Raw genomic sequence first — 22,226 nt, forward strand, 5'->3', positions numbered from 1 at the left:
TACCGCCTGCGGAACCGTGTCCCCCAGGGACAAGAACTCCGCCCGCGTGATGCTCGTCCGGGCTGGTCTCGTACCCGGCTAGCGCTGATCTTGTAGGACCTGCCCGTCGCTGACGGTCAGGCGAAGTGAGCTAGGAATCCCCTCCCTTCAGGGAGGGGAGGAGTCAAGGGAGGATTCTTGCGGACGGGGGATCTACCGGGCCAGGGGCGTCGGTTGACGGCCGTACGGCTGGCGGGCCCGTCCTGATTGTGCGGGCCGGGGCCGGACGCGGTAGAGTCGATCTTGTTCTTGCCGCTGAAGTCCCGGCGGTGGGAGATGCGTTGGTGGTCCAAGGAAAGACACCCCACTTCCCGTGGGGGGATGCAGGTGCAAGGCCTGCCCAGCGCTCGGTCAAGGCCCCGGCCTCCGCAAGGAGGCCGGGGCCTTCGTGCGTCCCGCGACGGCGGGTGGTCACCGGGCCCGCCGGTTCGAAGCCGGGCATGGGAGCGGAGGGTTCAGGACTCGACGGTCACTGCGACCAGGGCGTCGTCGCGGTCGAACCGGACGGCGGGCCAGTAGCCGTCCAGCAGGTGCCCACCGCAGGAGTCGGTGAGGTGCAGGACCACGTCGCCGTTGCCCTCGGCGGCGATCGTTTCCAGCAGCAGGTCTCCGTGGGCCCCGGCCAGGTCCTCCGCAGTTGCGCTCCCGTCGCTGAGGGCGTGCACCACCGCTTCGACCGCTCGTCGCTTCAGGTCCGCCTGAAGCGCGACGGCCCGGCGGAGCCGGGGGAGCAGGCGCCGTACCTCTGAGGGGTCGACCGTGTCGAGCTGGAGCGCGATGCTCTGGCCGTCCAGTTCGCGGGTCGAGGTGTAGGACGAGGCGACGAGCGGTGGGCCGCCGGGGCAGGCGTACGACGCGCGCGTGAACACACCGAGCACGTCGTCCACGATCTCCTGCGGGTCCGGTCCGCTGACACCGCCGAAGGTGCCGGGAAGCTCAGCCATGCGGGCCACTGTAGGCCCCACAGCGTGGAAAGCCGGCGCCTGGTCCGGCGCACAGGGGCGGAGCGGTACTGCTGAACGCCTTTTCGGCAGCCTGCGGGAGGCGCACCACCTTGCCGGTATACCCCTGGGGGGTATATTGTCGATGGTGTGCGGCGGAGGAGTGAGGGCCGCACACTGGAATGAGGGAATGGGGATGAGGGCGATGGACCACAGTGCGCACCACACCGGACCCGCACACGGGCACGCCGCCCACGAAGGCCAGGGGGGCCACGGAGCCGGTCACGGCCACGCGCACGCCCACCGCCGGGGCGCCTCGTGGGCGACGGCGGCCAAGGCCACGCTGCACTGCCTGACCGGCTGCGCCGTCGGCGAGATCCTCGGCATGGTCATCGGTACCGCGCTGGGCTGGGGAAACGCCCAGACGATGATCCTGGCGATCACCCTCGCCTTCCTCTTCGGCTACTCCTTCACCCTCTTCGCCGTCCGCCGGGCCGGCCTGGGCTTCAAGAGCGCGGTCAAGGTGGCCCTGGCCGCCGACACCGTCTCGATCGCCGTGATGGAGCTGGTCGACAACGGCATCATCGCCCTGACCCCCGGGGCGATGGACGCCCACCTGACCGACGGGCTCTTCTGGGGCGCCCTGCTCGGCGGCTTCGCCGTCGCCTTCCTGGTCACCACACCGGTCAACAAGTGGATGATCGGCCGCGGCAAGGGCCACGCGGTCGTCCACGCCCACCACTGACCCCGCCGAGCGGTGGCAGACTGCACGGATGATCGATGATCTTCCCGCGGGCCTGAGCGCCCGCCACCCCTCCGACGCAGACCACCTCCGCGTGCTCGCCGTGCTGGACGCGTGGTGGGGCGGCCTGAAAGGGGAGGCAGGAGCGGTGGAGCGCGCACTGCTCCTGCCCCGGCTGTACTTCCAGCACTTCACCACCACCAGCTTCCTCATCGAACGCGAAGGCGGCGGAGCAGACGGCGGCATAGCCGCCTTCCTCATCGGCTTCCTGTCGCAGACCGAGCCCGACACCGCCTACGTCCACTTCGTCGGCGTCGACCCCCAGCTGCACGGGCAGGGCGTCGGACGCGCCCTCTACCGGGCCTTCTTCGACCTCGTCCGGGCGCAGGGGCGCCGCCACGTGCACTGCATCACCAGCCCGGAGAACACCGCCTCGCAGGCGTTCCACACCCGGCTCGGCTTCACGGCCTCGCCGGTGCAGCCGGACTACGACGGCCCCCGACTGGACCGGGTGGCGTTCACCATCGACCTCGTCGGCACCGCCTGACGGCCGGGACTGCGGGTGGACGTCCGAAAGTCCCCTCAGCCCGGGACCTCGGGCGGTACTCCGAGGACCATCGCCGACCCCGCAGGCCGTAACCGCCCGGTTCAATGAGGAGGGACAGGAGGGGCGGTCCACGGGCTGGAGGGCGCATGACCGAGGAGAAGAGGGGTTTCTGCACCCTCTGCAAGTCGCGCTGCGGCGCGGTCTTCACCGTCGAGGACGGCCGCCTCACCGGCGTACGGCCCGACCCCGACCACCCTACGGGCACGGCCATGTGCCCCAAGGGCCGGTCCGCACCCGAGATCGCGCACAGCACCCGGCGGCTGACCACCCCGCTGCGCCGCACCCGGCCCAAGTCCGACCCCGACCCGGGCTGGGTGCCCGTCTCCTGGGAGGAGGCGATGGCGGAGATCGCCGGCAGGCTCGCCGCCATCGCTGCCGAGAGCGGCCCCGAGTCGGTGGCCTTCGCCGTGGCCACCCCCTCGGGGACCATGGTCTCGGACGCCACCGAGTGGATCGAGCGCTTCGTACGCCGCTTCGGCAGCCCGAACACGGTCTACAGCGCGGAGATCTGCAACTGGCACAAGGACTTCGCCCACGCCTTCACCTTCGGCTCGCCGCTCCCGCCCCCCGACTACGCGAACGCCGGTCTCGCCCTGCTGTGGGGCTTCAACCCGGCCAAGACCTGGCTGGCCCAGTCCGCCGCCCTCTCCGCCGCCCAGGCGAACGGCACGAGGCTCGCCGTCGTGGACCCGCGCCGCTCCACCAGCGCACTGCGCGCCGACCACTGGCTGCGCGTCCGGCCCGGCACCGACGCCGCCCTCGCCCTGGGCCTGGCCCACCTCCTCATCGCCGAGGGGGGCTACGACGAGGCCTTCGTACGCGCCTGGACCAACGCCCCCCTCCTGGTCCGCGCCGACACCGGCCGGTTCCTGCGCGCGCACGAGCTCCCCGACGCGGACCGCGGTCCCGGCGACCCGTACCGCGGGTCCGCCGACGCGCACCGCGGTCCCGACGCCACGGGCTTCGCCGTCTACGACGAGCAGGCCGGCCGGGCCGAGGCCTACGACACCGCACGCCCCGCCGACCGCCCCGAGCGCTTCGCCCTGCGCGGCACCTTCGCGGTCCCCCTGCGCGACGGATCGGCCGTCGACTGCGCGCCGGCCTTCGAGCGGTACGCCGCCGCCTGCGCGGCCTGGCCCCCCGCCCGGGTCGCGGCCACCACCTGGATCCCCGAGCGGGAGGTACGCGCCCTCGCCGCCGAGATCGCCGCCGCGCCCTCGGTCACGTACTACGGCTGGACCGGAGTGGGCCAGAGCGCGAACGCCGCCCAGACCGAACGGGCCCTCGCCACCCTCTACGCCCTGACCGGCTCCTACGACGCGCCGGGCGGCAACCACGTGGTCCCCGCCCCGCCCTACCGCCGCGCCGCGTCCTTCGACCAGCTCGCCCCCGGGCAGCGCGCCAAGGCCCTCGGCCTCGACAAGCACCCGCTGGGCCCGCCCGCCTCCGGGTACGTCAACTCCGGCGACCTGTGCACCGCGATCGAGACCGGCCGCCCGTACCCGGTCCGCGCCCTCGTCGCCTTCGGGTCCAACCTGGTCCTCGCCCAGCCCGACTCCGACCGTACGGCGCGGGCCCTGGCCGCCCTCGACTTCCAGGTCCACCTCGACCTCTTCCACACCCCGACCAGCACCAGCGCCGACCTCCTACTGCCGGTCAACAGCGCCTACGAGCGCGAGGCGCTGCGCTTCGGCTTCGAGGTGGACCACCGGGCCCAGGAACACGTCCAGCTCCGGCCCAGGATGGTCGAGCCGCAGGGGGAGTCCCGCAGCGACACCGAGTTCGTCTTCGACCTCGCCCGCCGCCTGGGCATGGGCGCGGAGTTCTTCGACGGGGACGTCGAGGCCGCGTGGAACTGGCAGCTGGAACCCCTCGGCCTGACCGTCGAGGAGCTGAGGCGGCGCCCCGGCGGCGTCCGGGTGCCCCTTGAGGATGCGTACCGCAAGTACGCCGCACCCGCACCCGCAGACGGCGGCACGGATGACGGCGCGGTGGCAGGCTTCGCCACTCCGACGCGCCGCGTCGAGCTGTACTCCGAACACCTGCTGGAGCACGGGTACCCGGCGGTCCCCGAGCACCGCGACCCCGCCCCCACGGACGCCGCGTACCCCCTGGTGCTGACCTGCGCCAAGCACGGGTACTTCGTCCACAGCCAGCAGCGCTCCCTGACCTCGCTGCGCCGCAGGGCCCCCGACCCTTCGGTCGACCTGCACCCGCGCACCGCCGCCGCCCACGGCATCGCGGAGGGCCAGTGGGTCGAGCTCGCCACCCGCCTCGGCTCCGTCCGGCTGCGCGCCCGCTTCGACGACTCCCTGCACCCCTCCGTGGTGGTCGGCGAGTACGGCTGGTGGCAGGAGGCCGACGTCCTCGCCCTCCCCGGCGCGGACCCGACCGCCGCCACCGGCAGCAACCTCAACCGGCTCGTCGACCACACCGACACCGACCCCCTGAGCGGCTCCGTACCGCTGCGCTCCGCCGCCTGCCGGATCGCCCCCGCACCCGCCGACGGGGCCTGGGCCGGGTACCGCCCCTTCACCGTCACCTCCCTCACCGCCGCCGGCCCCGGCATCCGCGCCCTGCGGCTCGCCCCCGAGGACGGCGGACCCCTCCCCGACTACCGGCCCGGCCAGCACCTGACCGTACGCGCCGAGAACCCCGACGGCACCCTCCAGGACCCCTCGCACAGCCGCAGCTACTCCCTCACCGGTCCCGCCCTCGCCCCCGGCCGCACCGACTACGGGCTCGCCGTCCGGCACGTCCCCGGCGGAGCCTTCTCCACCCGCGTCCACGAGCAGCTCCGCGTCGGCGACCGGCTCCACCTGGCCGCCCCGGCAGGCGTGTTCGCCGTACCGACGCACACCGCCCACCCCGTCGTGCTCCTCGCCGGCGGCATCGGCATCACCCCCTTCCTCAGCTACCTCGAAACCCTGGCGGCCACCGGCGGCACGGTCCCCGAGGTCGTCCTCCACTACGGCAACCGCAACGGAGCCGACCACCCCTTCCGGGACCGGCTGCGCGAACTGGCCGCCCGCATACCGGCGCTGACGGTCGTCGACCACTACGCGTCGCCCCGGGCGGAGGACGTCCCCGGGCGCGACTACGACCGCACCGGCTTCATCACCGCCGACGACATCGACCCGGGCCTCATCGAGCGCCGCGCCCGCTTCTACCTGTGCGGACCGCAGCCCATGCTCGACTCCCTCGAAGCCGCCCTGCCCGCCCGCGGCGTCCCCCGCTTCGAGCTGTTCAGCGAGAGGTTCCGCCCCGCCCGCCAGGAGGTGACCGTGCCCGAAGACGCCGAGTACACCGTCACCTTCGCCCGGTCCGGCCGCAGCGCCACCTGGCGCAGGGACAGCGGACCCCTCCTCGCCCTCGGCGAGGCCGCCGGCATCGCCATGCCGAGCGGCTGCCGGGTCGGCCAGTGCGAGAGCTGCGCCTGCACCGTGCTCAAGGGCACGGCCGCGCACCTCGTCGCCCCCTCGGAGGACCTGCCCGAGAGCGAGGTCCTCACCTGCCAGTCCCTGCCCACCTCGGACCTGGTCCTCGACCTCTGAGGCGTACCGGCAGTCGTACCCGCGCGATATGGCCGACCCTACGCCGTACCCGGCGGGGGCGGTGTCCGGCGGGTGTGGGGGCAGGGCGCGGCTGCGGGGGCCGCGGGGATCCGCATCCGGCGCAGCAGGTCCCGGGTGGTGCGCTTGCGCAGGGTGCTGCGCCAGGCGAGGCCCGGGTGCCGGGAGCGCAGGTGGGAGAGGGCGCGGGTACCCAGACCGGTGCTGAGGAAGGGTTCGTCGATGACGACGGTGGTGATGACGCCCTGGGCGCACGGGGTGCAGACCCGGTAGTGGACCCGTCCCACGACCCGGCGGATGTGGACGAGGAGCAGGCACTCCTCGCCGGGCCCCGAGGCGTCCGGGATACGGCTGGGCAGGAAGTCGACCGCCCGGTAGGCGAGGATGCGTCGGCGTAGGCGGCCGGCGAGCCGGGTGCGGCGCGAGTGCCGGGCGCCCGGGCGGGCTGGCGGTGCCGTGCCTGCCGGTGCCTGGCCTGCCGGTGTCGGGGCCGTGGGGGCTGTGCCGAAGAGACGGCTGCTGGTGGGACGACGCGCATGGTGTCCGTGCATGGTCTCGCGTGTGCCCGCTCGACCCGGGTCTACCCGCCCTGCTGCGCAGCCGCCGCCCCGGACTGCTGACGGCAGGCTCTCGCGGGCCGGGCCGGGCCGGGCCGGATAGGGGAGGGCCGGGCAGCGCATGGCCGGACAGGGCAGGGCAGGGCGGCGGGGCGGCGGGATGGCGCCGGGCCGGGGCCCCCCGCCGCTGCCCGCGGGTCCGGATCAGCCCGGCCAGGTGCCGGTCAGCCGCCGGACCGTGGTGGCCCCGGCCCGGTCCACCGCTGCCTTCACCACGGCGAAGACCGCCCCCTGGAGGGCCGCGGCGAGGAGGACCTCCTGCCAGGTGCGGCCCTCGTCCATGGCGTCGGGGGCGTCGTCGTCACGGCCGATCATCTTCCAGGCCTGCTTGAATGCGGCGCCGGCGACCATGCCGCTGGCTGCGCCGAGCGCCAGTCCCACGGGCCGGTAGGCGATCTTGGAGGTCTTCACCGGTGCCTCCGGTTGCGGCGCACCAGCAGGAAGAGGGCCAGGGCGGCCGCTGCGGCGAGCAGCGGGGTGCGGTTGGCCCGCGCCGCGCTCGCGGCCTGGTCGGCCCTCTCGCGGACCGGTTGCGGAGTCTTCTCCGCGGCGAGCCGGCCGGCCCGTACCGCGGTGTCGCGGACCTGGGCCGCTGCCTGGGCGGCGGAGTCGAGGACCGGGTCGGGGGTCTTCTCCTTGACCAGCTGGGCCGCCTGCGCCGCCCGTTCCCGGAGCTCGTCGGTGACGAGTACGGCCTTCTGCGCTGCCTGGTCCTTCATCTCGGCTGCCTTCTCCTTCGCCTGGGCCTTGACGTCGGCCTTGGCCGCCAACGCCTCGACGGTCTGCCCGAGTTCGTCGCGGGTGTGCTCGACCTGCTTGCGCAGCTCCTCCGGAGTGGGTGCGGCGTCCTTGTCGCCGGGGGCGTGGTTGCTCATCGGTGTGCTGCCTCCTTGATCTCGGCCACGTCGGCCTTGACACTGTCGATGGTCTGCTCGGGCGCGGGAGTTCCGGCCTCGGCGAACTGCCTCCTGCCGGCCGCGGCCATCCCCGCGGCCACGGCCGCCAGCAGGGCCGCGACGACCAGCGCGGACGCCCAGACCGGCAGGACCAGGGCGAGCGCCGCGACCCCGGCGACGACCAGGGCCTGCGCGGCGAGTACGCCGACCAGGCCGGCCCCGCCGAACAGCCCGCCGCCCACACCGAAGCGCCTGCCCTTGCGGGCCATCTCCGCCCGGGCCAGCCGCATCTCCTCACGGACCAGCTCGGAGATCTGCTGCGAGGCCCGCGCGACGAGGTCGCCCGCCGAGTCCCCGGTACTGCCGCGGTCCGGTTGCCGTCCAAGGGCGCTCATGGAATCCGTATCCTTTCGTCCGGTCGTGCAGGCGTGCAGGTCGGGCAGGTGCTGCGGTCCTCCGGCCGGCGGCTGCACGCCGCTGCCGCAGCGCGCCTACCCCGCAACCGCCCGGTCACCCGCAAGACGTACGGCGGGCACGACGAACGGGCACCCCGCACACAGGAGCAGGTCCGCCCACCCCCGCCCGTGCTCCCCGGAGACCCTAAAAATCCGTGGACGGGGCGGGAGGAGACCGCGTACGGTGTGGCTCCACGCCCGGATGCGGACAGAAGGAGGCGGGTGCCGTGCAGTTCACACCCTTCCAGCGCTCCTTCTCCTGCTGTCCCGGCGTGGCGTACCAGTTCTGACCCGGGAGCGCTCCGAGCAGTCCGTATCCCGGAGGAACCCATGACCCGTGCGGTCGCCATCCGCTCGCTGTCCGCGAGCGACGCCCCCCTCTTCGACGCACTCCCCGACCCCCTGGGCGCCCGCGAAGCCCACCAGCGCACCCGCTTCCGCCCCGACTGGAAGCGCGTAGCCCTGCGCGACGGCGAGGTCGTCGCACGCGGCGCCTGGTGGGGCGGCCCCGACGACGCCGAGCCCGTCAACATCAACTGGTTCGACGTGGCCGAGGGCGAGGAGGAGGCCGGCGCCGAACTCCTGCGCTCCGCCCCCCGACAGGTCGAACTCGAGATCAACCTGCCCGGCGGCTGGCGCGGGGAGCCCGCCCTGCGCACCGCAGCCGAGACCCGCTTCGAAGCGGCACGGCGCGCGGGCTACGAACTCCTCGTGGAGCGCTACCTGTACCGCTGGACCCCTGACCTCGGCCTGCCCGAGCGGCCCGGACGGCTGCGCTTCAGCGCCGAGCCCGACGACGCGGTGTTCTTTGACGCGCTGCGCCGCATCCACTCCGCCACCCTGGACGCCCACGCCCTCAAGGCCATCGAGGAGGGCGGCCCGGACCAGGCCGCCCAGGAGGAGCTGGACTTCTTCCACTGGTGCCCCTCACCGCGGGAGTGGTGGCAGGTCGCACACACCCCGGAGGGCGACCTGGCCGGCATCCACATCCCGGCCCACAACCCCTCCGGCCCGACGGTCGGCTTCATCGGGGTCGTCCCGGAACACCGCGGCCGCGGCTACGCCTACGACCTCCTCGCGGAGTGCACCCACCACCTCGCCGCCGAGGGCGCCCCGTTCATCACCGGGGCGACGGACCGCGGCAACACCCCCATGGCCGCCAACTTCACCAAGGCCGGCTACCCCGTCGTCCGCGAACGCATCAACTTCCACCCGGCGGCCGACAAGCCCTGACCCACGGGCCGCCCGGCCACCGCCCTCGGCCCGCTCTCAGTACCAGGTAGCCGCTCTGCGCGTCCAAGGCCGGGCGGCTGCGCGGTCACGCGAGAGGTGGTGCCGAGGGCGCGGGCGTCGACCCCGTCGCGCAGGCGCTGAGGCCGGTATCGCAAGCCGCCCCGGGGAAATTCGCGTGCGCATCCGGCGGGCTGTCCCTAGGATTCGAGGCAAGGGCTGGGTCGTAGCACAGAGGTAGTGCGCCTACACGACATGGAGGAGGACGCCGGTTCGAATCCGGCCGCCCAGCCCCCCACCTCCTACCGCGCGGCCGTCGCCGCGATCGCCGAGGCCCCTCTTCACCAGTTGCGGCCGGCGATCAGCTCCTCCGCGTCCGCGTGCGCGAACCCGTACGCCGATGCGACGAACCAGAACTCCTCGGCGATCCACTCCCGCGCCGTGGTCTCGATCTCGCTCCCGGCCGCGTCGAACTCCGCCTCGAGCAGGTTGAACTCCTCCGTCGCGGTATGGGTGAGCACGTACAGGGCATCCAGGTCCGACGGCTGCTCGGCCTCGATCCGCTCGCACAGCCGCAGCAGGACGCCCCTGCCCAGGTCGACGACGCGATCGGGAAAGTACGGGTCCTCGTACATGTCCCGCAGAAACACGTGCCCCGCTACCTGCTGATTGGTGACCGCCATGACCCCGCCCGTCCTATCCGAAGAATCCGCACTGCTGCACCGATCATGCACGCCGTCACTGACACCGGTCCCAGCGGCGAGACCTCCAGCCCGCGCACAGGGGGCCTTGTTCGACCGCGAGCCCCTACCAGGCACGCCAGACCCCGCCGTGGCGGTGACGGACCGGCGGCACGTCTGCGTCGTCGAGTCCGTGGCCGACGCGGTGCAGTCCGCGGATCCGCTGGGTGTGGAGTCGTGCCTGGAGCCGGGCGCGGCTTTCAGCCTCGGCGATCTCGGCGGAGAACGAGCCCGTCCTGCAACTGAGCACGATCCCCTGCCAGGAGGTGATCCGGCGCAGGGTCTTCGTCGGTACGGGGCGACGGCCTTCGAGCGCGGCTCGGAGCAGTTCGGCACCGGCAAAGCGCAGGTCGTACAGGGACATGGACTCCGACGTGCCCTCCCGGACACGGAGCCGTCGGGGAGTCGTGCGGACGGTTCGGGACATCGAGGACCTCCGTAGGGCCCTCCGGGCTTTCCGGAGGTACCTACGGAGGGTGTGCGGTGGTCGGCACGGCGAGCTCCCTGCGGCCTACTTCGCGGTCGTCTACCGGCGGTACGGTACCTGCGCAGGGGCGCGGAGCCCGAGAAGTTTTCCGCAGGCACGGCTTCTCACGGGATGCGCGGGGAAGGGCCGGCGGGGCCTGCCGTACGCTCCGGGCATGGGCGAACGCGTCGGCGGTACCAGGTGCAGTCTGGGCGGGCAGGACACCACTGCACGGCGTGGCGGGCAGTGACGTGCTGCCCTACGTCTACCGCGTCACCAAGTACGTTCCCTCCGGGCGTGACGCGCACGGCCGCTACACCGCCACCGAGTCGGCAACCAGCGACCACGGGCCCGTCGAGGCCGCCTACCTGCACGCCGTGGCGGCCTCTGCCGAGGACACCGGTGTCGGCCAACTGGCCGTCCGGGAGCCGCGCTCCGCCGGTGTGCGGGTACGTCCCCGAGGTAGAGGGTGGCGGCCCGGCGGCCACCTGACCGCCGAAGACGGGTCCCCCGGCTGCTCAGAGCAGGCCCGCGCGGCGGGCGGTGTCCTCGTTGTGGGTGAGCTGGCGGTGGCCTTCGGGGCCGAGGGCCTCGACGACGCCCGCGATGACGGCCTCGATGACCGCCATGGTCGGGACGAGGCTGTCGTACGGGGCCATGGTGCCCACCTGTGCGGGCAGGACCACGTCGGCGTGGGCGGCGGCAGGGGAGAGCCAGGGGTCCGTGAAGAGCACGGTCCTGCCCCCGGCCTCGCCGGTGAGCTGCGCGATGGCGGTCTTGTCGGCTTCGTAGCGGCGGTAGTCGAAGAGCACGACGACGTCGCGCCGGGTCAGCTGGGCGAGTGCCGCGGTGCGTTCGACGGGCCGGTCCGGGAGGAAGCGGACCTCCTCGCGGAGCTGCATCAGGTGCAGGCCGAGGTACTGCGCCAGCAGGTGGGTGAAGCGCCCGCCGGCGAGCGTGACGCGGCGCTTGCGGTCGGCCAGCAGCTCCACCGCGCGCTCGAAGTCGTGCGGCGGGATCTCGGCCAGCGTCTGGGACAGGGCGGGGGTGAACACGGCGCCGGCGCGTGCGAGGATCCCGGCGCCGCTGCGCCTGTCGTCCGGCCGGCCCAGGCCCGCGGCTTCGTAGAGGGCGACGGGGGAGGCGCTGCGGGCGTCGAGCTCCCCGCGGACCGCGGCCTGGAGGTCGGGGAATCCGCGGTAGCCCATGCGCGCCGCGAACCGCAGCACGGTGGGCGTCGATACGGCGGCGCGCTCGGCGATCACCGCGACGGTCTCGAAGACCGGCGAGGGGTACCCGGCCAGCAGCACGCGGGCGACCTTGCGTTCGGCCGGGCTGAACTCACCCAGCGTGGCGCGGATGCTGTCGGCGAGCGTGCCGCTCATCGTCGGGTGGGTCCTTCCGGTCGGCCGGGTCCGGACCGGGCCGGCCCGGGGGGCGGGCCGGGTCTGCTCGGCCCGGTGCGGTGCGTAGCGTGTCCGCCGAGCTTAGTGCTTGAGGTGCCGCGGGAGTCGGCCCGGGCCTGCGGCGGTGAAGCGGCGCGGGCGCGGTGCCGCCGCGAGGGGATCCGTCGTGGACGGGCCTGCCGCGCGGGCAGCCCGGCGGTCGGGACTGCGGTCAGGACGGGGACGGGTGTCCGGCGGCCGGTGCGGAGGGAGCCGGGTACGGGGCACCGTCGACGAGTGCGTCGAGCAGGGCCCGTACCTCGGGCTGCGGGTCGGCGCCCGGCCCGAGACGCGGGGGAGTCCCGGTGACGGCCCGGGAGGCGAACCCCGTCGCCAGGTGCGGGAGGCGGGCGTCGAGGACGGTCACCCGCCTGCGGCGCAGTTCGCGGGACAGGACGCCCAGCCAGCACGCGAGGGCGGCCTTGGCGGCCGCGTAGTCGGAGGTCCCGGTGAGGGGTGCGTCGACCACGGCCCCGGTCACGGCCGCCAGGAACCCGCCGTCGCGCACGACGGGTACGGCGCCCCGCAGCACGGCCATCGGGCACAGCGCGTTCACGGTCATCAGGTGTTCGGCCACGGCGTTCGACACCTCGGCGGCCGGCCCGAACCCGGCCGCACCGACCGTCACGAGCACCCCGTCCAGACACCCTTCGGCCCCGCCGAGCGCCGCCGCTGCCCGGGGCGCGGCGGCCGAGCAGGTGTCGAGGTCGTACGCGTCGATGTGCTGGGCGGGGCAGCCGGTCCGTGCGGAGAGTTCGGCCAGCCGGCGCGCGTCCCGCCCGGCCAGCGCGACGCGTGCGCCCCGTTCCAGCAGCTGCGCCACCGCCACCCGGCCGACCTCTCCCGTGGCCCCGGCGACCAGCACCCGCAGCGGTTCGTGGTCGCCGGTCATGATCGCAGGCCCGTCCGTAGGGGGTTGGGCAAACCCGGGGTCTCAGGGAGGGGGAAGTCGAGTCGGTCGGCCGGGCCGACCCGGCCGACCGACTCACGTACTACTTCCCCGTGGACGGCAGCGCCGGATGCACCTTCTCTCACGGCGGGTCCCCGTCCGCTCGCGCGCGCTCGATGCGCAGTACCTCGTCGACGCCGGTGAGGCGGTCCAGGGACTGCACGGCGCGGGAGGTGCGCGCGTTGGAGGCCAGCAGGGCGCGGTGGCGGTGGACGAAGGACCAGTAGCCGGTGGTGTACGGGCAGGCGCGGGGACCGGTGCGGTCCGCGGGCCGGTAGGCGCAGCCGCCGCACAGGTCGCTCATGCGGTGGATGTACGCGCCGCCCGAGGTGTACGGCTTGGTGGTCATCCGGCCGCCGTCGGCGTACTGGGACATGCCGACGACGTTCGGCAGCATGACCCAGTCGTAGCCGTCGACGAAGCACCGGTGGAACCAGTCGGTGACGGCTTCGGGGTCCCAGCCCCGCTGGAGGGCGTGGCTGCCGAGCAGCATCAGGCGGGGGATGTGGTGCGTCCAGCCGGTGTCGCGTACCTGCGCGAGCGCGGTGGACAGGCAGCGGGCCCCGACCGCGTCCGCGTCGAGTTCGAGGAACCAGGAGGGCAGCGGGGCGTGGTGGCCGAGGGCGTTGGCGTGCCGGTAGTCCTCGCCGAAGTGCCAGTACAGGTGCCATACGTACTCCCGCCAGCCGGCGACCTGGCGGACGAACCCCTCGGCGCTGGCCACGGGGACGCTGCCGGAACGCCAGGCCCGCTCCGCCGCGTCGACGACCTCGGCGGGGTCGAGCAGGCCGAGGTTGAGGGAGGAGGAGAGCAGGCTGTGGCTCATCACGGGGTCGGCGGCGAGTACGGCGTCCTCGTGGGCGCCGAATCCCGGCAGCCGGTGGTCGGTGAAGCGGCGCAGCGCGGCCAGGGCTTCGCGGCGGGTGGCCGGGAACAGCCGGGGCCCGTCCCGGCCGACGAAGGAGATGCCCTCCTCCCGCTCCCAGCGGTCGAGCTCGGCGCGGACCTCCTCGTCTACGGCGTCCTCGCGGGGCCGGTACGGGGCGGGGGCACCGAGGGTGCGGGCGCCGCGGGGCGGGGGTTCGCGGTTGGCCTGGTCGTGGTTCCACCGGCCGCCGGCCGGGGCGCCGCCGTCCATGAGCAGGTCCAGCCCACCGCGCACCCAGCGATAGAAGTCCTCATGCCGCAGCCGCTCCCGGCCCGCCGCCCAGTCCCGGAAGGCCTCCTGTGGGACGAGGAAGCCGCGGGCGGGCAGGACGGTGACGCCGTCCAGGGCCTCGACCAGGCCGAGCGCGGCGCGGGAGGTGGGGTGGTGGACGGTGACGCCGGCACCGTCGGACCCGGGTCCGATCGCGCCGGCCTTCCGCAGCCCCTCGGCGTACGTCTCGGCCTGCACGTACGTGACCCGGTCCCCGAGCTCCGCGGCGCGGTGGCGCATGGCCGAGAGCACGAGGTGGGCCTTGGCGCGGTGGAAGCGGCGGCGGCGGAACACCGAGCGGGCCTCGACCATCACCACGGGGGCGCCGGCGCGGGGCCCGCCGTCGCCCGGGGCGAGGAAGTGGGGGCCGAGCTGGTCGCCGAACAGCCAGTGCCATCCCGTCACGCGGTCCACCTGGTCCTCCTCGTGCTGCGGCGCGCGCCCGACCGGCCCGCCGTCCCGGATCCTGCGGGCAGCGGGGAGTCCCCGGCGCGCCCTACCATCCGGCCGTACCCGGTCCGCCCTTGAACGGCCCCGTGATCTCGCGGGTGATCCAGCCGCCGTAGAAGTCGCCCGGCTGGGCGGCCACCCGCTCCCCGTCCACCTCGCAGACCAGTCCCGGCGCGGCGTAGAAGGCGAGGTGGCCGCGGAGGGCGGTGAAGGCGGGGGCCGGGTCCTCGTAGCTCCACGCCGCGTCGAGCCGCGTCCCTGCGGCCGTCACGACGTGCCAGAACGTCGCCGCGCCCTTCCATTCGCACCACGAGGTCCTCCGGGAACGGCGCAGCAGGTCGGTGCGCACGTCGGTCGGCGGGATGTAGAAGACGGGCGGATGGCTCGTCTCCAGCACCCTCAGGCAGCGGGACGAGTGGGCGAGGGTGGTGCGCCCGGTGCGGACCGTGACCCGCCGGGAGTCCTGCTCGACCCGGGGCGGCCGCGGGTAGTCCCAGACGGACTCGGACCGCCGCGCCGCCTCACCGTCCTGTACCACCGCTCCCGCCTCCTGCGTCCCGTGCCGCGTGCGCCCGTGCCTGCGCGCTCCTGCGCTCTGGCTGTGCTGCCTCACCTGTGGATTCGGGCGGGGCGGCAGGTACGGATGCGGGCGGGCAGTCCTCAGCCCATCCGAAGATCCGAAGAGAGGAACGTCCGACGGCATCGGATCAGCCGCGCCGGCTGCCGCCCGCCCCGCCGCCTCCCGTCACCTGGGCGCGATGTCGATCCGGAGGCCGAGGAGCGTCTGCGGGCTGCTGCCGTCGCCGCTCCAGGCGCTGAAGCCCGCGGCCTTGGTGAAGGTGACGGTGAACCGCGGGTCGGTTTCGAAGGTGGTGGCGCGTGCGGAGGACTGGGCGCGGGTTGCGGCGAGGGCGCGCGCGGTGGTGCGGAAGGAGTACGGGGTGCCGGCCGGGTTTGCGGGGGAGAAGAAGACGTCGGTGTTGGCGGGGACCGGGTCGGTGCCGGCGGCGCGGAGCCGCTGCTTGTGCGCGGCGGGGTAGGCGGCCCAGGTGGCGGGCCGGTAGCCGTCTCCGTCGGTGAGGTAGTGGTACCGGGCCCCGTGCAGTGCCCAGCCGGAGTCGCCGGAGCGGGCGCGGGCCCGGCGCAGGTCCAGGACGGCGACGCCCTGGGGGCCGAGGACGCTCATCCGCTCGTGCCTGCTGCCGGGTGCGTCGACGACGAGGGCGGTGTTCTCCTCCAGCGCGTACACGCGGTCGTGTCCGGTGTCGGCGGCCAGGCGGTACGCCCGGCCCTCGCGCCCGTAGGCCCCGGTGTGGGTGTCGATGAGGCCGGAGGTGAGGAATCCGAACCCGCCGTTGGGGATGTGGCCGAGGCGGGTGGGGTCCTCGAAGTAGCCGGGTGCGCTGCCGTCCCGCAGTCCCTCGTAGGACTCGCCGCCGCTGACCATGTGGGGCCCGGAGGCGATCTGGGCGCCGGCGGAGGACCCGGCGACCACGGCTCCGCCGGCGAGCTTGGCGCGGATGGCGGCGAGGACGGCGGAGTCCTCGTGGGCGTCGCCGCGCAGGAGGGTGGTGATGTAGCGGTACTGGTCGCCGCCGCCGAAGAAGAACCCGGTCATCGAGTTGACCTGGGCGACGACGGCGGGGTCGTCGGCGTTGGCGACGTGGTCGGTGTCGAGGGGGATCCACTGGGCGTCGGCTGCGCCGTGCCCTTTGAACAGGCCGGCGTAGTAGGCGCCGTTGCAGGCGGAGTTGCTGCACGTGGCGGGGTCGCCGGCGTTCGGGTCGCGGCTCTCGGGGACGGACGCGGCGGTGATGACGCCGATGCGGGCCGCGGAGCCGCCCGCACGCTTGATGATCTCTCCGTAGACGGCCTTGTTGTCCGCCTTCAGGCCGCCTCCGATCAGGACCAGGGAGCCCCCGCCGCCGTGGACGGGCCGGGGCCCGGCCTGGGCGGCGGGCGCCGCGGCGAGGAGGACGAGGGCGATGCTGCACGTCAGTACGGTGCGGCGGGCGGGGCGGGACGGGACGCGCATGGTGCCTCCAGGGATCGTCGGTACGGGGATGCGGGGATACGGGCGTACGGGGGTGCCCCGTTGCGCGGGTGCGCGCGTACGGGACCCCGCCCCGGGGCGGCCGGGGCGGGGCTGCGGGGTTACGGGTTGCGGGCGTCGCCGAGGTCGGCGATGAGTGCGGCCAGTACGGCGATGCGCTCGGGGGCGGTGGAGACGTCGAGCCACTCCTGCGGGGTGTGGTCGGCGCCGCCGACGGGGCCCAGGCCGTCGAGGGTCGGTACTCCGGTGCCCGCGATCAGGTTGGCGTCGCCCACTCCGCCGGTGGCGGCGGCCCCGATCTCCACGCCGACGGCGCGGGCGGCGCGCTGGGCGGCTGCCAGCATGCGGCGCGAGGCGGGGGTGTCCTCCATGGGCGGGCAGAGGTCCAGCTGCTCGACGCCGGCGGTGGTCCCCGGTACGGCCGGGCGGTCCGCGGCCTCCTGGATGGCCTGCCTGACGCGCCGGACACCGGCTGCGGTGGCTGAGCGGACCTCCACCCTGAGCTCGGCCTGCGGGCACACGATGTTGGTGCGGGTGCCGGCGCGGACGACGCCCACGTTGACGGTGACGTCGTCCCAGTGGCCGTTGAGGGCCTGGAGGGCGACGACCAGGTGGGCCGCCGCGAGTGCGGCGTTCGCCCCGCGCTCGGGTTCGATGCCGGCGTGGGCCGCCCGTCCGGTGACGGTGACCAGGAAGTCGGCGACGCCCTTGCGGGCGATGACGAGGTCGCCGTTCTCCCGGGCGCATTCGAGGCCGAGGCCGTAGTGCATCCCGTGCGCGGTGTGCTCGATGAGCCCGCGGCTGGACGGGGAGCCGATCTCCTCGTCGGGTGTCGCCAGGAAGACCAGTTCGTCGTAGGCGTCCGTGCCGTGCTCGTGCAGGATCTCCAGCGCTGCGAGCCCGGCCAGCAGGCCCCCCTTGTCGTCGCTGACTCCGGGCCCCGTGGCGGTGGAGCCGTCGACCCGGAACGGGCGGGCGGCCGCGGTGCCGTCCTCGAACACGGTGTCCATGTGGCCGGCGAGGAGGATGCGGCGGCCCCCGTCGGCCTCGGGGAGGCGGCCGCGCCTGCGGCCGACCAGGGCGTCCCCGCTGCGCCTGCCGCCCTCGGGGGCGAAACGGGTCCGTTCGACCGCGAAGCCCAGGAGGAGCAGGCGGTTCTCCACCCAGTTGGCGACCCGGTTGACGCCGTCGGCGCTGTAGGAGCCGGAGTCGATGGACACGAGCGCCTCGAGGTCGCGCAGGTAGCGGGACTGGTGGGCGCGGGCCAGGGACAGGAGCTCGGCGGTCTGCACCTGCCCGGCGGCGGCGGTGCTCACAGCACCTTGGAGAGGAACGCCCGGGTGCGCTCCTGCTCCGGGTCGACGAGGACGCGGCGGGGGTCGCCGGCTTCGACGACGACGCCTTCGTCCATGAAGACCGCCGTGTCGCCGACCTCGCGGGCGAACCCGATCTCGTGCGTGACGACGACCATGGTCATGCCGTCGGCGGCGAGCTGCCGCATCACGTCGAGCACGTCGCCCACCAGTTCGGGGTCGAGCGCGGAGGTCGGCTCGTCGAACAGCATCAGCTTCGGCTTCATGGCCAGGGCGCGGGCGATGGCCACGCGCTGCTGCTGACCGCCGGACAGCTGGGCCGGGTAGTGCCCGGCGCGGTCTCCCAGGCCGACCCGGGCGAGCAGGACGTGCGCCTGCTCCAGGGCTTCGCCCCGGGAGACGCCGCCGACCCGCACGGGCGCCTCGACGACGTTCTCGACGGCCGTCATATGGGGGAAGAGGTTGAACCGCTGGAACACCATGCCGATGTCCCTGCGGCGCGCGGCGACCTCCCGTTCGCGCAGCTCGTACAGCCTGTTGCCCTGCTGCCGGTAGCCGACGAGGTCCCCGTCGACGGTGAGCCTGCCGCCGTCGACCTTCTCCAGGTGGTTGATGCACCGCAGGAAGGTGGACTTCCCCGACCCGGACGGGCCCAGCAGGCAGCAGACCTGCCCCCGCCCGACGGCCAGGTCGATGCCCTTGAGGACCTCGAGCCCCCCGAACTGCTTGCGCACGCCTTCGGCACGCACCATCGCCGTGCTCATCGGCTCCGCTCCTTGTCGTTCTTCGCGCCCAGGAGGCTCCCGGGGCCTGCCGCTGCGCCCAGCAGGCGCCGCAGCGGGGAGACGCGGGCCCCGAGGGCGGTGCCGCGTCCGTAGCGCCGCTCCAGCCAGGCCTGGGGGACGCCCAGCAGGGTCACCAGGGCGAGGTACCAGAGGCTGGCCACGACGAGCATGGGGATGACCTGGTAGTTCTGCGCGTACACGGCCTGGATGTTGGACATCAGGTCGTGCGCGGAGATGACCGAGACCAGGGCGGTCATCTTCAGCATGTTGATGGTCTCGTTGCCCATCGGCGGGATGATGACGCGCATGGCCTGGGGCAGGACGATCCGGCGCATCGTCAGGGCGGGCCGCATGCCCAGGGAGTGGGCGGCTTCGGCCTGCCCGGGGTCGACGGACTGGATGCCGGCGCGGACGATCTCCGAGGCGTACGCGGCCTCGTTGAGGCCGAGGGCCAGGAGGGCGGCGACCGCGGGGGTGAGCAGGGAGTTGGTGTCGGCCTGGAGGAACGTGACGTCCGTGAACGGTATGCCGATCTTGACCTGGGAGTACAGGGCGGCCGCGTACCCCCAGAAGATGATCTGTACCAGCAGGGGCGTGCCGCGGAAGACCCACACGAACAGGTTGGCCAGGACGCGGAGCACGGGGCTGGGGGACAGGCGCATGACCGCCACGAGCGTGCCCAGGCCCAGGCCCAGGAGCATGGCCGCCGCGGTGAGCCACAGGGTGGTGGCCAGGCCGTCGAAGACGAGGTCGGCGAACAGGTAGTCGCCGACGACGTCCCAGCGGAGGTTGTCGTTCTTCGCGAGGGAGCCGGCGAGTCCGGTGAGCGCGAGCACCGAGGCGGCGGCGGCCAGCCACCGGCCGTAGTTGCGGACCGGGACGATCTCCAGGTGCAGGTCCTGCACGTGCCGCTCCTGCCTGCGCCGGGCTGCGGCAGCTGTCTTGGTGGCGGGCATGTCTAGTCCACCGCCGCGTTCTTGGTGGCCGTCTCGACGGCGATCGAGCCCACGCCGTACTGGTTGTAGACGAGGGCCAGGGTGCCCTCGTCGATCAGGGCCTGGAGGGCCTTCTGGATGGCGTCGGTCAGCTCGGGCAGCTGCTTGCTGACGGCGATGCCGTTGGGCGAGGCGCCGTACCCGCCCGGGGCCGCCGGGTCCTCGACCAGGTCGAACGTCTTGCCGCTGTCGGCGGTCTTCGCGACCCAGCCGGCGGCCGGCTTGGTGAGGACCTGGGCGACGACCTTCCCCGCGCGCAGGGCCAGCTGGGCGTCGGAGTCCTTGGGGAAGGTCTGGATGCCGATCTTCCCCTTGCCCGCCTTGGCGCAGGCCGCCTGGTGGCCCGTGAGCAGGTCGAGCTGGTTCGTCGCGGCCTGGACGGCCACCTGGCGCCCGCACAGGTCGTCCAGGGTGGTGATCTTCGACGGGTTGCCCTCGGCGACCAGGACACCGGATCCGGAGCGCGAGTAGTCGACGAAGTCGACGACCTTCTGCCGCTCCTTGTTGTCGGTGATGGCGGACATCGCGACCTCGAACTTCCCGGCCTGGATGGCGGGGATGATGCCGTCGAACTTCTGCGGGGTGAAGGCGAAGGACACGCCCAGCTTGGCGCCGAGCGCCTGCCCGAGGTCGTAGTCCAGCCCGGTCAGCTCGCTCCCGCCCTCCTTCACGAACATCTCGAAGGGCGCGTAGGGGACGTCGGTGGCCACCCGGACGCGGCCCGCCTTCCTGATCTTCTCGGGCAGCAGGTCATGCAGCGCCTGGTCCTTCTTGATCTGCACACCGGCGACGGTGACGGGACCGGCCGGGGCGGCGGGGGCGGCGTCGCCGCCGTCTCCGCAGGCGCTCAGGGACACCAGCGCGGCGGCCGTCGCGGCGGCCACCGCCGCACGGCGGGAGGGACGAGTGTTCATGGATGCAGCCTCTCGGGGTGCCTTGCTTCGTCGGCGGGATCCAGCCGCCGATCACAAACACGGAAGTTACAGATGAACCGTAGAGCTGACTAGATGTACTGCACGTTACGTTCACGTAACGCGGATCTGCGAGGGGGAATCGGCACCTCTTGTGGCAGTTTGCCCCCCGGGTTCTGGCCTGAAGAGGGTCGTCGCGACTGAATCCTGTTGTACATCTTCCGGTCAGCCAAGCTGGCTTGTATGTTCCGCTACCAATCCCCGGGAGCCTCGCGGCCCAGCCGCGTCGAGGCTCCGTCGGCCGTCCCCGGACGGCTCCCCCCCACCCCACCTCTGGAGTGCAGATGACGCCACGCCCTTCCCGTACCACCGCACCCCTCGCCGTCGCGCTGACCGCGGCGGTGCTGGCACTGACGCTCCAGCAGCCCGCCCACGCGGCCGCCGACCGGATCCGCCTGGGCAGCGCCGCGGACGTCAGCCGCGCCTCGTGGAACGGCCCCGCCTTCACCATGAACGGCGCGGGCGGCGTCGTGACCGCCTCCATGGCCCGCGCCGTCAACGAGATCCGCGGCGGCACCGGCAGCCTCGACGTCGTCGTCCTCGCAGGCTCCGCCCCCACCTCGGGAAGCCCCACCCCCGAATGCGACACCGTCATGGCGCTGGCCGGCGTCAACTCCTGTACGACCTGGACGCTCACCGCGGCGAACGACGGCAACAACAGCCAGGTCAACGCCGACGTGCGCAACGCCGAGTTCGTCTACTTCGCCGGCGGCGACCAGTGCCGCTACGCCGCCTGGAAGGGCACCGCCCTGGAGGCGTCCGTCGAATCCGTCGTCGCCAAGGGCGGCGGCTCCGGCGGCGGGAGCGCCGGCCACCACATCAACAGCCCCCTGGTCTACGACGCCTGCAACGGCAGCGTCACCAGCGCGGAAGCCCTGTCCAACCCGTACCACCGCGCCATCAGCTTCACCACCGGCATGTTCGAGTGGGCCGACTACGGAGCCGTGGTCAACGACTCCCACTTCGTCGCCCGCGACCGCATGGGCCGCACCATGTCCTTCCTCGCCCGCGCCGTGAAGGACGGGCTCACCCCAGGCGGCGCCGCCTGGGGCGTCGGCGTCGAGGAGGGCGGCGGATCGCTGTTCCTCGACCGCAACGGGAAGGCCACGCAGTACGGCAAGGACGCGTACGTGGTCCTCGCCGACCACCAGCCCGAACAGGCCGCCGACCGCAAGCCCCTCACGTACACCGGATTCAAGATCTGGCGCCTGGCCCCCGGATCGACCTACGACTTCAGGAACCGCCCCACCTGCGGCTACTACCTGCGCAGCGTCACCAACGGGGTTCCCGACGCCAACCTCTACAACGGAACGCCGGTCACGGACTGCGGCAGCCAGGGCGGCGGCAGCACCCTCGCGGAGAGCGAACCGAACGACACCCGCGACACCGCCGACGACGCCACGGCCCTCGCCCCGCCCGCCACCGTCACCGGCAGCATGAAGTCCACCAGCGACCGCGACTACTTCAAGGTCTCCCTGGACTCCGGGCAGACCGCCACCGTCACCTGCGCCGTCCCCACCGCCTACGACGCCGACCTCTACTGGCTCGATGCGGCCGGCAGCACCCTGGAGCGCTCCGTCAACGACGGCGCCGGCACCGACGAGAACCTCACCTTCACCCGCACGGCATCGGGCAGCGCCACCTACTACCTCGACATGGAGGCCTACAGCGGCTCCGGAACCGCCGCCTACACCTGCACCCTGACGAAGAGCTGACCCGCACCTGCCCCCACCGGGGAGCGGCCTCCCCGGAACGACCACGG

Annotated in this window: 21 protein-coding genes and 2 tRNA genes; 7 read left to right on the top strand and 16 right to left on the bottom strand. The window is 73.5% G+C overall.

Annotation, left to right across the window (positions count from 1 at the left end; all coding sequences use genetic code 11):
* Window positions 1–317 precede the first annotated feature (317 nt).
* Window positions 318–387 (top strand) — tRNA-Gly (locus tag ACZ7JZ_RS33950).
* Between the two features lie 107 nt (window positions 388–494).
* Here ACZ7JZ_RS33950 and ACZ7JZ_RS33955 read toward each other — a convergent pair.
* Window positions 495–983: a hypothetical protein gene (locus ACZ7JZ_RS33955; RefSeq protein WP_470946449.1), complete on the bottom strand. Its 489-nt coding sequence runs from the start codon at window positions 981–983 to the stop codon at window positions 495–497.
* 202 nt (window positions 984–1,185) lie between these two features.
* On the opposite strand from ACZ7JZ_RS33955, the gene ACZ7JZ_RS33960 reads away from it, so the two are divergent.
* The 3 genes from ACZ7JZ_RS33960 (at window position 1,186) to ACZ7JZ_RS33970 (ending at window position 5,883) form a co-directional block, all read left to right on the top strand.
* Complete coding sequence (locus ACZ7JZ_RS33960) at window positions 1,186–1,725, top strand: DUF4396 domain-containing protein (protein WP_470946451.1); 540 nt, start codon at window positions 1,186–1,188, stop codon at window positions 1,723–1,725.
* 28 nt (window positions 1,726–1,753) lie between these two features.
* Complete coding sequence (locus ACZ7JZ_RS33965; RefSeq protein ID WP_470946453.1) at window positions 1,754–2,269, top strand: GNAT family N-acetyltransferase; 516 nt, start codon at window positions 1,754–1,756, stop codon at window positions 2,267–2,269.
* Window positions 2,270–2,415: 146 nt separating this feature from the next.
* A complete protein-coding gene (locus ACZ7JZ_RS33970; protein WP_470946455.1) occupies window positions 2,416–5,883 on the top strand; it encodes a molybdopterin-dependent oxidoreductase in 3,468 nt (1,155 codons plus the stop codon).
* Between the two features lie 38 nt (window positions 5,884–5,921).
* Here the strand turns inward: ACZ7JZ_RS33970 and ACZ7JZ_RS33975 are convergent, their stop codons facing one another.
* From ACZ7JZ_RS33975 to ACZ7JZ_RS33990, 4 genes are all read right to left on the bottom strand, one after another.
* On the bottom strand, window positions 5,922–6,452 hold the full coding sequence (locus tag ACZ7JZ_RS33975) for a hypothetical protein (RefSeq protein WP_470946458.1): 531 nt from the start codon (window positions 6,450–6,452) through the stop codon (window positions 5,922–5,924).
* Window positions 6,453–6,662: 210 nt separating this feature from the next.
* Window positions 6,663–6,929 (bottom strand): DUF4235 domain-containing protein, encoded by a 267-nt coding sequence (locus tag ACZ7JZ_RS33980; protein ID WP_470946459.1) that lies wholly within the window; start codon window positions 6,927–6,929, stop codon window positions 6,663–6,665.
* On the bottom strand, window positions 6,926–7,393 hold the full coding sequence (locus ACZ7JZ_RS33985; RefSeq protein WP_470946461.1) for a DUF3618 domain-containing protein: 468 nt from the start codon (window positions 7,391–7,393) through the stop codon (window positions 6,926–6,928). The genes ACZ7JZ_RS33980 and ACZ7JZ_RS33985 overlap by 4 nt, the downstream gene beginning before the upstream one ends.
* The gene (locus ACZ7JZ_RS33990; RefSeq protein WP_470946464.1) at window positions 7,390–7,809 is read right to left on the bottom strand and encodes a phage holin family protein; all 420 of its coding nucleotides are present in this window, start codon (window positions 7,807–7,809) and stop codon (window positions 7,390–7,392) included. Before ACZ7JZ_RS33990 ends, ACZ7JZ_RS33985 begins: the two co-directional genes overlap by 4 nt.
* Window positions 7,810–8,199: 390 nt before the next feature.
* Here ACZ7JZ_RS33990 and ACZ7JZ_RS33995 point away from each other — a divergent pair, with 390 nt between their 5' ends.
* Window positions 8,200–9,102 carry a GNAT family N-acetyltransferase gene (locus tag ACZ7JZ_RS33995; protein WP_470946466.1) on the top strand — a complete coding sequence of 301 codons (903 nt, stop codon included), beginning with the start codon at window positions 8,200–8,202 and terminating at the stop codon, window positions 9,100–9,102.
* Between the two features lie 213 nt (window positions 9,103–9,315).
* Window positions 9,316–9,397 (top strand) — tRNA-Val (locus ACZ7JZ_RS34000).
* Between the two features lie 43 nt (window positions 9,398–9,440).
* Here ACZ7JZ_RS34000 and ACZ7JZ_RS34005 read toward each other — a convergent pair.
* The 11 genes from ACZ7JZ_RS34005 to ACZ7JZ_RS34055 form a co-directional block, all read right to left on the bottom strand.
* Window positions 9,441–9,782, bottom strand: a complete 342-nt coding sequence (locus ACZ7JZ_RS34005; RefSeq protein WP_470946468.1) for a DUF5713 family protein — start codon at window positions 9,780–9,782, stop codon at window positions 9,441–9,443.
* Window positions 9,783–9,906: 124 nt separating this feature from the next.
* Window positions 9,907–10,266 (bottom strand): hypothetical protein, encoded by a 360-nt coding sequence (locus ACZ7JZ_RS34010; RefSeq protein ID WP_470946470.1) that lies wholly within the window; start codon window positions 10,264–10,266, stop codon window positions 9,907–9,909.
* 557 nt (window positions 10,267–10,823) lie between these two features.
* Window positions 10,824–11,690: a MurR/RpiR family transcriptional regulator gene (locus ACZ7JZ_RS34015; RefSeq protein WP_470946472.1), complete on the bottom strand. Its 867-nt coding sequence runs from the start codon at window positions 11,688–11,690 to the stop codon at window positions 10,824–10,826.
* Between the two features lie 232 nt (window positions 11,691–11,922).
* The gene (locus ACZ7JZ_RS34020; protein WP_470946474.1) at window positions 11,923–12,642 is read right to left on the bottom strand and encodes an SDR family NAD(P)-dependent oxidoreductase; all 720 of its coding nucleotides are present in this window, start codon (window positions 12,640–12,642) and stop codon (window positions 11,923–11,925) included.
* Between the two features lie 139 nt (window positions 12,643–12,781).
* Window positions 12,782–14,302, bottom strand: coding sequence for a cryptochrome/photolyase family protein (locus ACZ7JZ_RS34025; RefSeq protein ID WP_470946518.1), 1,521 nt, complete (start codon window positions 14,300–14,302; stop codon window positions 12,782–12,784).
* Between the two features lie 91 nt (window positions 14,303–14,393).
* Window positions 14,394–14,885 carry a DUF427 domain-containing protein gene (locus ACZ7JZ_RS34030; protein ID WP_470946477.1) on the bottom strand — a complete coding sequence of 164 codons (492 nt, stop codon included), beginning with the start codon at window positions 14,883–14,885 and terminating at the stop codon, window positions 14,394–14,396.
* Window positions 14,886–15,092: 207 nt separating this feature from the next.
* Window positions 15,093–16,382, bottom strand: coding sequence for a cyanophycinase (locus tag ACZ7JZ_RS34035; protein ID WP_470946479.1), 1,290 nt, complete (start codon window positions 16,380–16,382; stop codon window positions 15,093–15,095).
* A gap of 119 nt (window positions 16,383–16,501) precedes the next feature.
* Window positions 16,502–17,716: a M20/M25/M40 family metallo-hydrolase gene (locus ACZ7JZ_RS34040; protein ID WP_470946481.1), complete on the bottom strand. Its 1,215-nt coding sequence runs from the start codon at window positions 17,714–17,716 to the stop codon at window positions 16,502–16,504.
* On the bottom strand, window positions 17,713–18,477 hold the full coding sequence (locus ACZ7JZ_RS34045; RefSeq protein WP_470946484.1) for an amino acid ABC transporter ATP-binding protein: 765 nt from the start codon (window positions 18,475–18,477) through the stop codon (window positions 17,713–17,715). The genes ACZ7JZ_RS34040 and ACZ7JZ_RS34045 overlap by 4 nt, the downstream gene beginning before the upstream one ends.
* The gene (locus tag ACZ7JZ_RS34050) at window positions 18,474–19,454 is read right to left on the bottom strand and encodes an amino acid ABC transporter permease (RefSeq protein WP_470946487.1); all 981 of its coding nucleotides are present in this window, start codon (window positions 19,452–19,454) and stop codon (window positions 18,474–18,476) included. Before ACZ7JZ_RS34050 ends, ACZ7JZ_RS34045 begins: the two co-directional genes overlap by 4 nt.
* Window positions 19,455–19,456: 2 nt before the next feature.
* Window positions 19,457–20,407 (bottom strand): ABC transporter substrate-binding protein, encoded by a 951-nt coding sequence (locus tag ACZ7JZ_RS34055; protein ID WP_470946489.1) that lies wholly within the window; start codon window positions 20,405–20,407, stop codon window positions 19,457–19,459.
* 341 nt (window positions 20,408–20,748) lie between these two features.
* Between ACZ7JZ_RS34055 and ACZ7JZ_RS34060 the strand changes: the two genes are divergently transcribed.
* Window positions 20,749–22,179 carry a hypothetical protein gene (locus ACZ7JZ_RS34060; RefSeq protein ID WP_470946492.1) on the top strand — a complete coding sequence of 477 codons (1,431 nt, stop codon included), beginning with the start codon at window positions 20,749–20,751 and terminating at the stop codon, window positions 22,177–22,179.
* The last annotated feature ends 47 nt before the right edge of the window (window positions 22,180–22,226 follow it).

Source organism: Streptomyces sp. NPDC038213 (assembly GCF_055600495.1).

What these genes read in the sequence shown, in the direction of transcription:
- ACZ7JZ_RS33955 (WP_470946449.1), bottom strand. Translation starts at nt 983, where the DNA reads ATGGCTGAGCTTCCCGGCACCTTCGGCGGTGTCAGCGGACCGGACCCG.
- ACZ7JZ_RS33960 (WP_470946451.1), top strand. Translation starts at nt 1,186, where the DNA reads ATGGACCACAGTGCGCACCACACCGGACCCGCACACGGGCACGCCGCC.
- ACZ7JZ_RS33965 (WP_470946453.1), top strand. Translation starts at nt 1,754, where the DNA reads ATGATCGATGATCTTCCCGCGGGCCTGAGCGCCCGCCACCCCTCCGAC.
- ACZ7JZ_RS33970 (WP_470946455.1), top strand. Translation starts at nt 2,416, where the DNA reads ATGACCGAGGAGAAGAGGGGTTTCTGCACCCTCTGCAAGTCGCGCTGC.
- ACZ7JZ_RS33975 (WP_470946458.1), bottom strand. Translation starts at nt 6,452, where the DNA reads ATGCACGGACACCATGCGCGTCGTCCCACCAGCAGCCGTCTCTTCGGC.
- ACZ7JZ_RS33985 (WP_470946461.1), bottom strand. Translation starts at nt 7,393, where the DNA reads ATGAGCAACCACGCCCCCGGCGACAAGGACGCCGCACCCACTCCGGAG.
- ACZ7JZ_RS33990 (WP_470946464.1), bottom strand. Translation starts at nt 7,809, where the DNA reads ATGAGCGCCCTTGGACGGCAACCGGACCGCGGCAGTACCGGGGACTCG.
- ACZ7JZ_RS33995 (WP_470946466.1), top strand. Translation starts at nt 8,200, where the DNA reads ATGACCCGTGCGGTCGCCATCCGCTCGCTGTCCGCGAGCGACGCCCCC.
- ACZ7JZ_RS34005 (WP_470946468.1), bottom strand. Translation starts at nt 9,782, where the DNA reads ATGGCGGTCACCAATCAGCAGGTAGCGGGGCACGTGTTTCTGCGGGAC.
- ACZ7JZ_RS34010 (WP_470946470.1), bottom strand. Translation starts at nt 10,266, where the DNA reads ATGTCCCGAACCGTCCGCACGACTCCCCGACGGCTCCGTGTCCGGGAG.
- ACZ7JZ_RS34015 (WP_470946472.1), bottom strand. Translation starts at nt 11,690, where the DNA reads ATGAGCGGCACGCTCGCCGACAGCATCCGCGCCACGCTGGGTGAGTTC.
- ACZ7JZ_RS34020 (WP_470946474.1), bottom strand. Translation starts at nt 12,642, where the DNA reads ATGACCGGCGACCACGAACCGCTGCGGGTGCTGGTCGCCGGGGCCACG.
- ACZ7JZ_RS34035 (WP_470946479.1), bottom strand. Translation starts at nt 16,382, where the DNA reads ATGCGCGTCCCGTCCCGCCCCGCCCGCCGCACCGTACTGACGTGCAGC.
- ACZ7JZ_RS34045 (WP_470946484.1), bottom strand. Translation starts at nt 18,477, where the DNA reads ATGAGCACGGCGATGGTGCGTGCCGAAGGCGTGCGCAAGCAGTTCGGG.
- ACZ7JZ_RS34050 (WP_470946487.1), bottom strand. Translation starts at nt 19,454, where the DNA reads ATGCCCGCCACCAAGACAGCTGCCGCAGCCCGGCGCAGGCAGGAGCGG.
- ACZ7JZ_RS34055 (WP_470946489.1), bottom strand. Translation starts at nt 20,407, where the DNA reads ATGAACACTCGTCCCTCCCGCCGTGCGGCGGTGGCCGCCGCGACGGCC.
- ACZ7JZ_RS34060 (WP_470946492.1), top strand. Translation starts at nt 20,749, where the DNA reads ATGACGCCACGCCCTTCCCGTACCACCGCACCCCTCGCCGTCGCGCTG.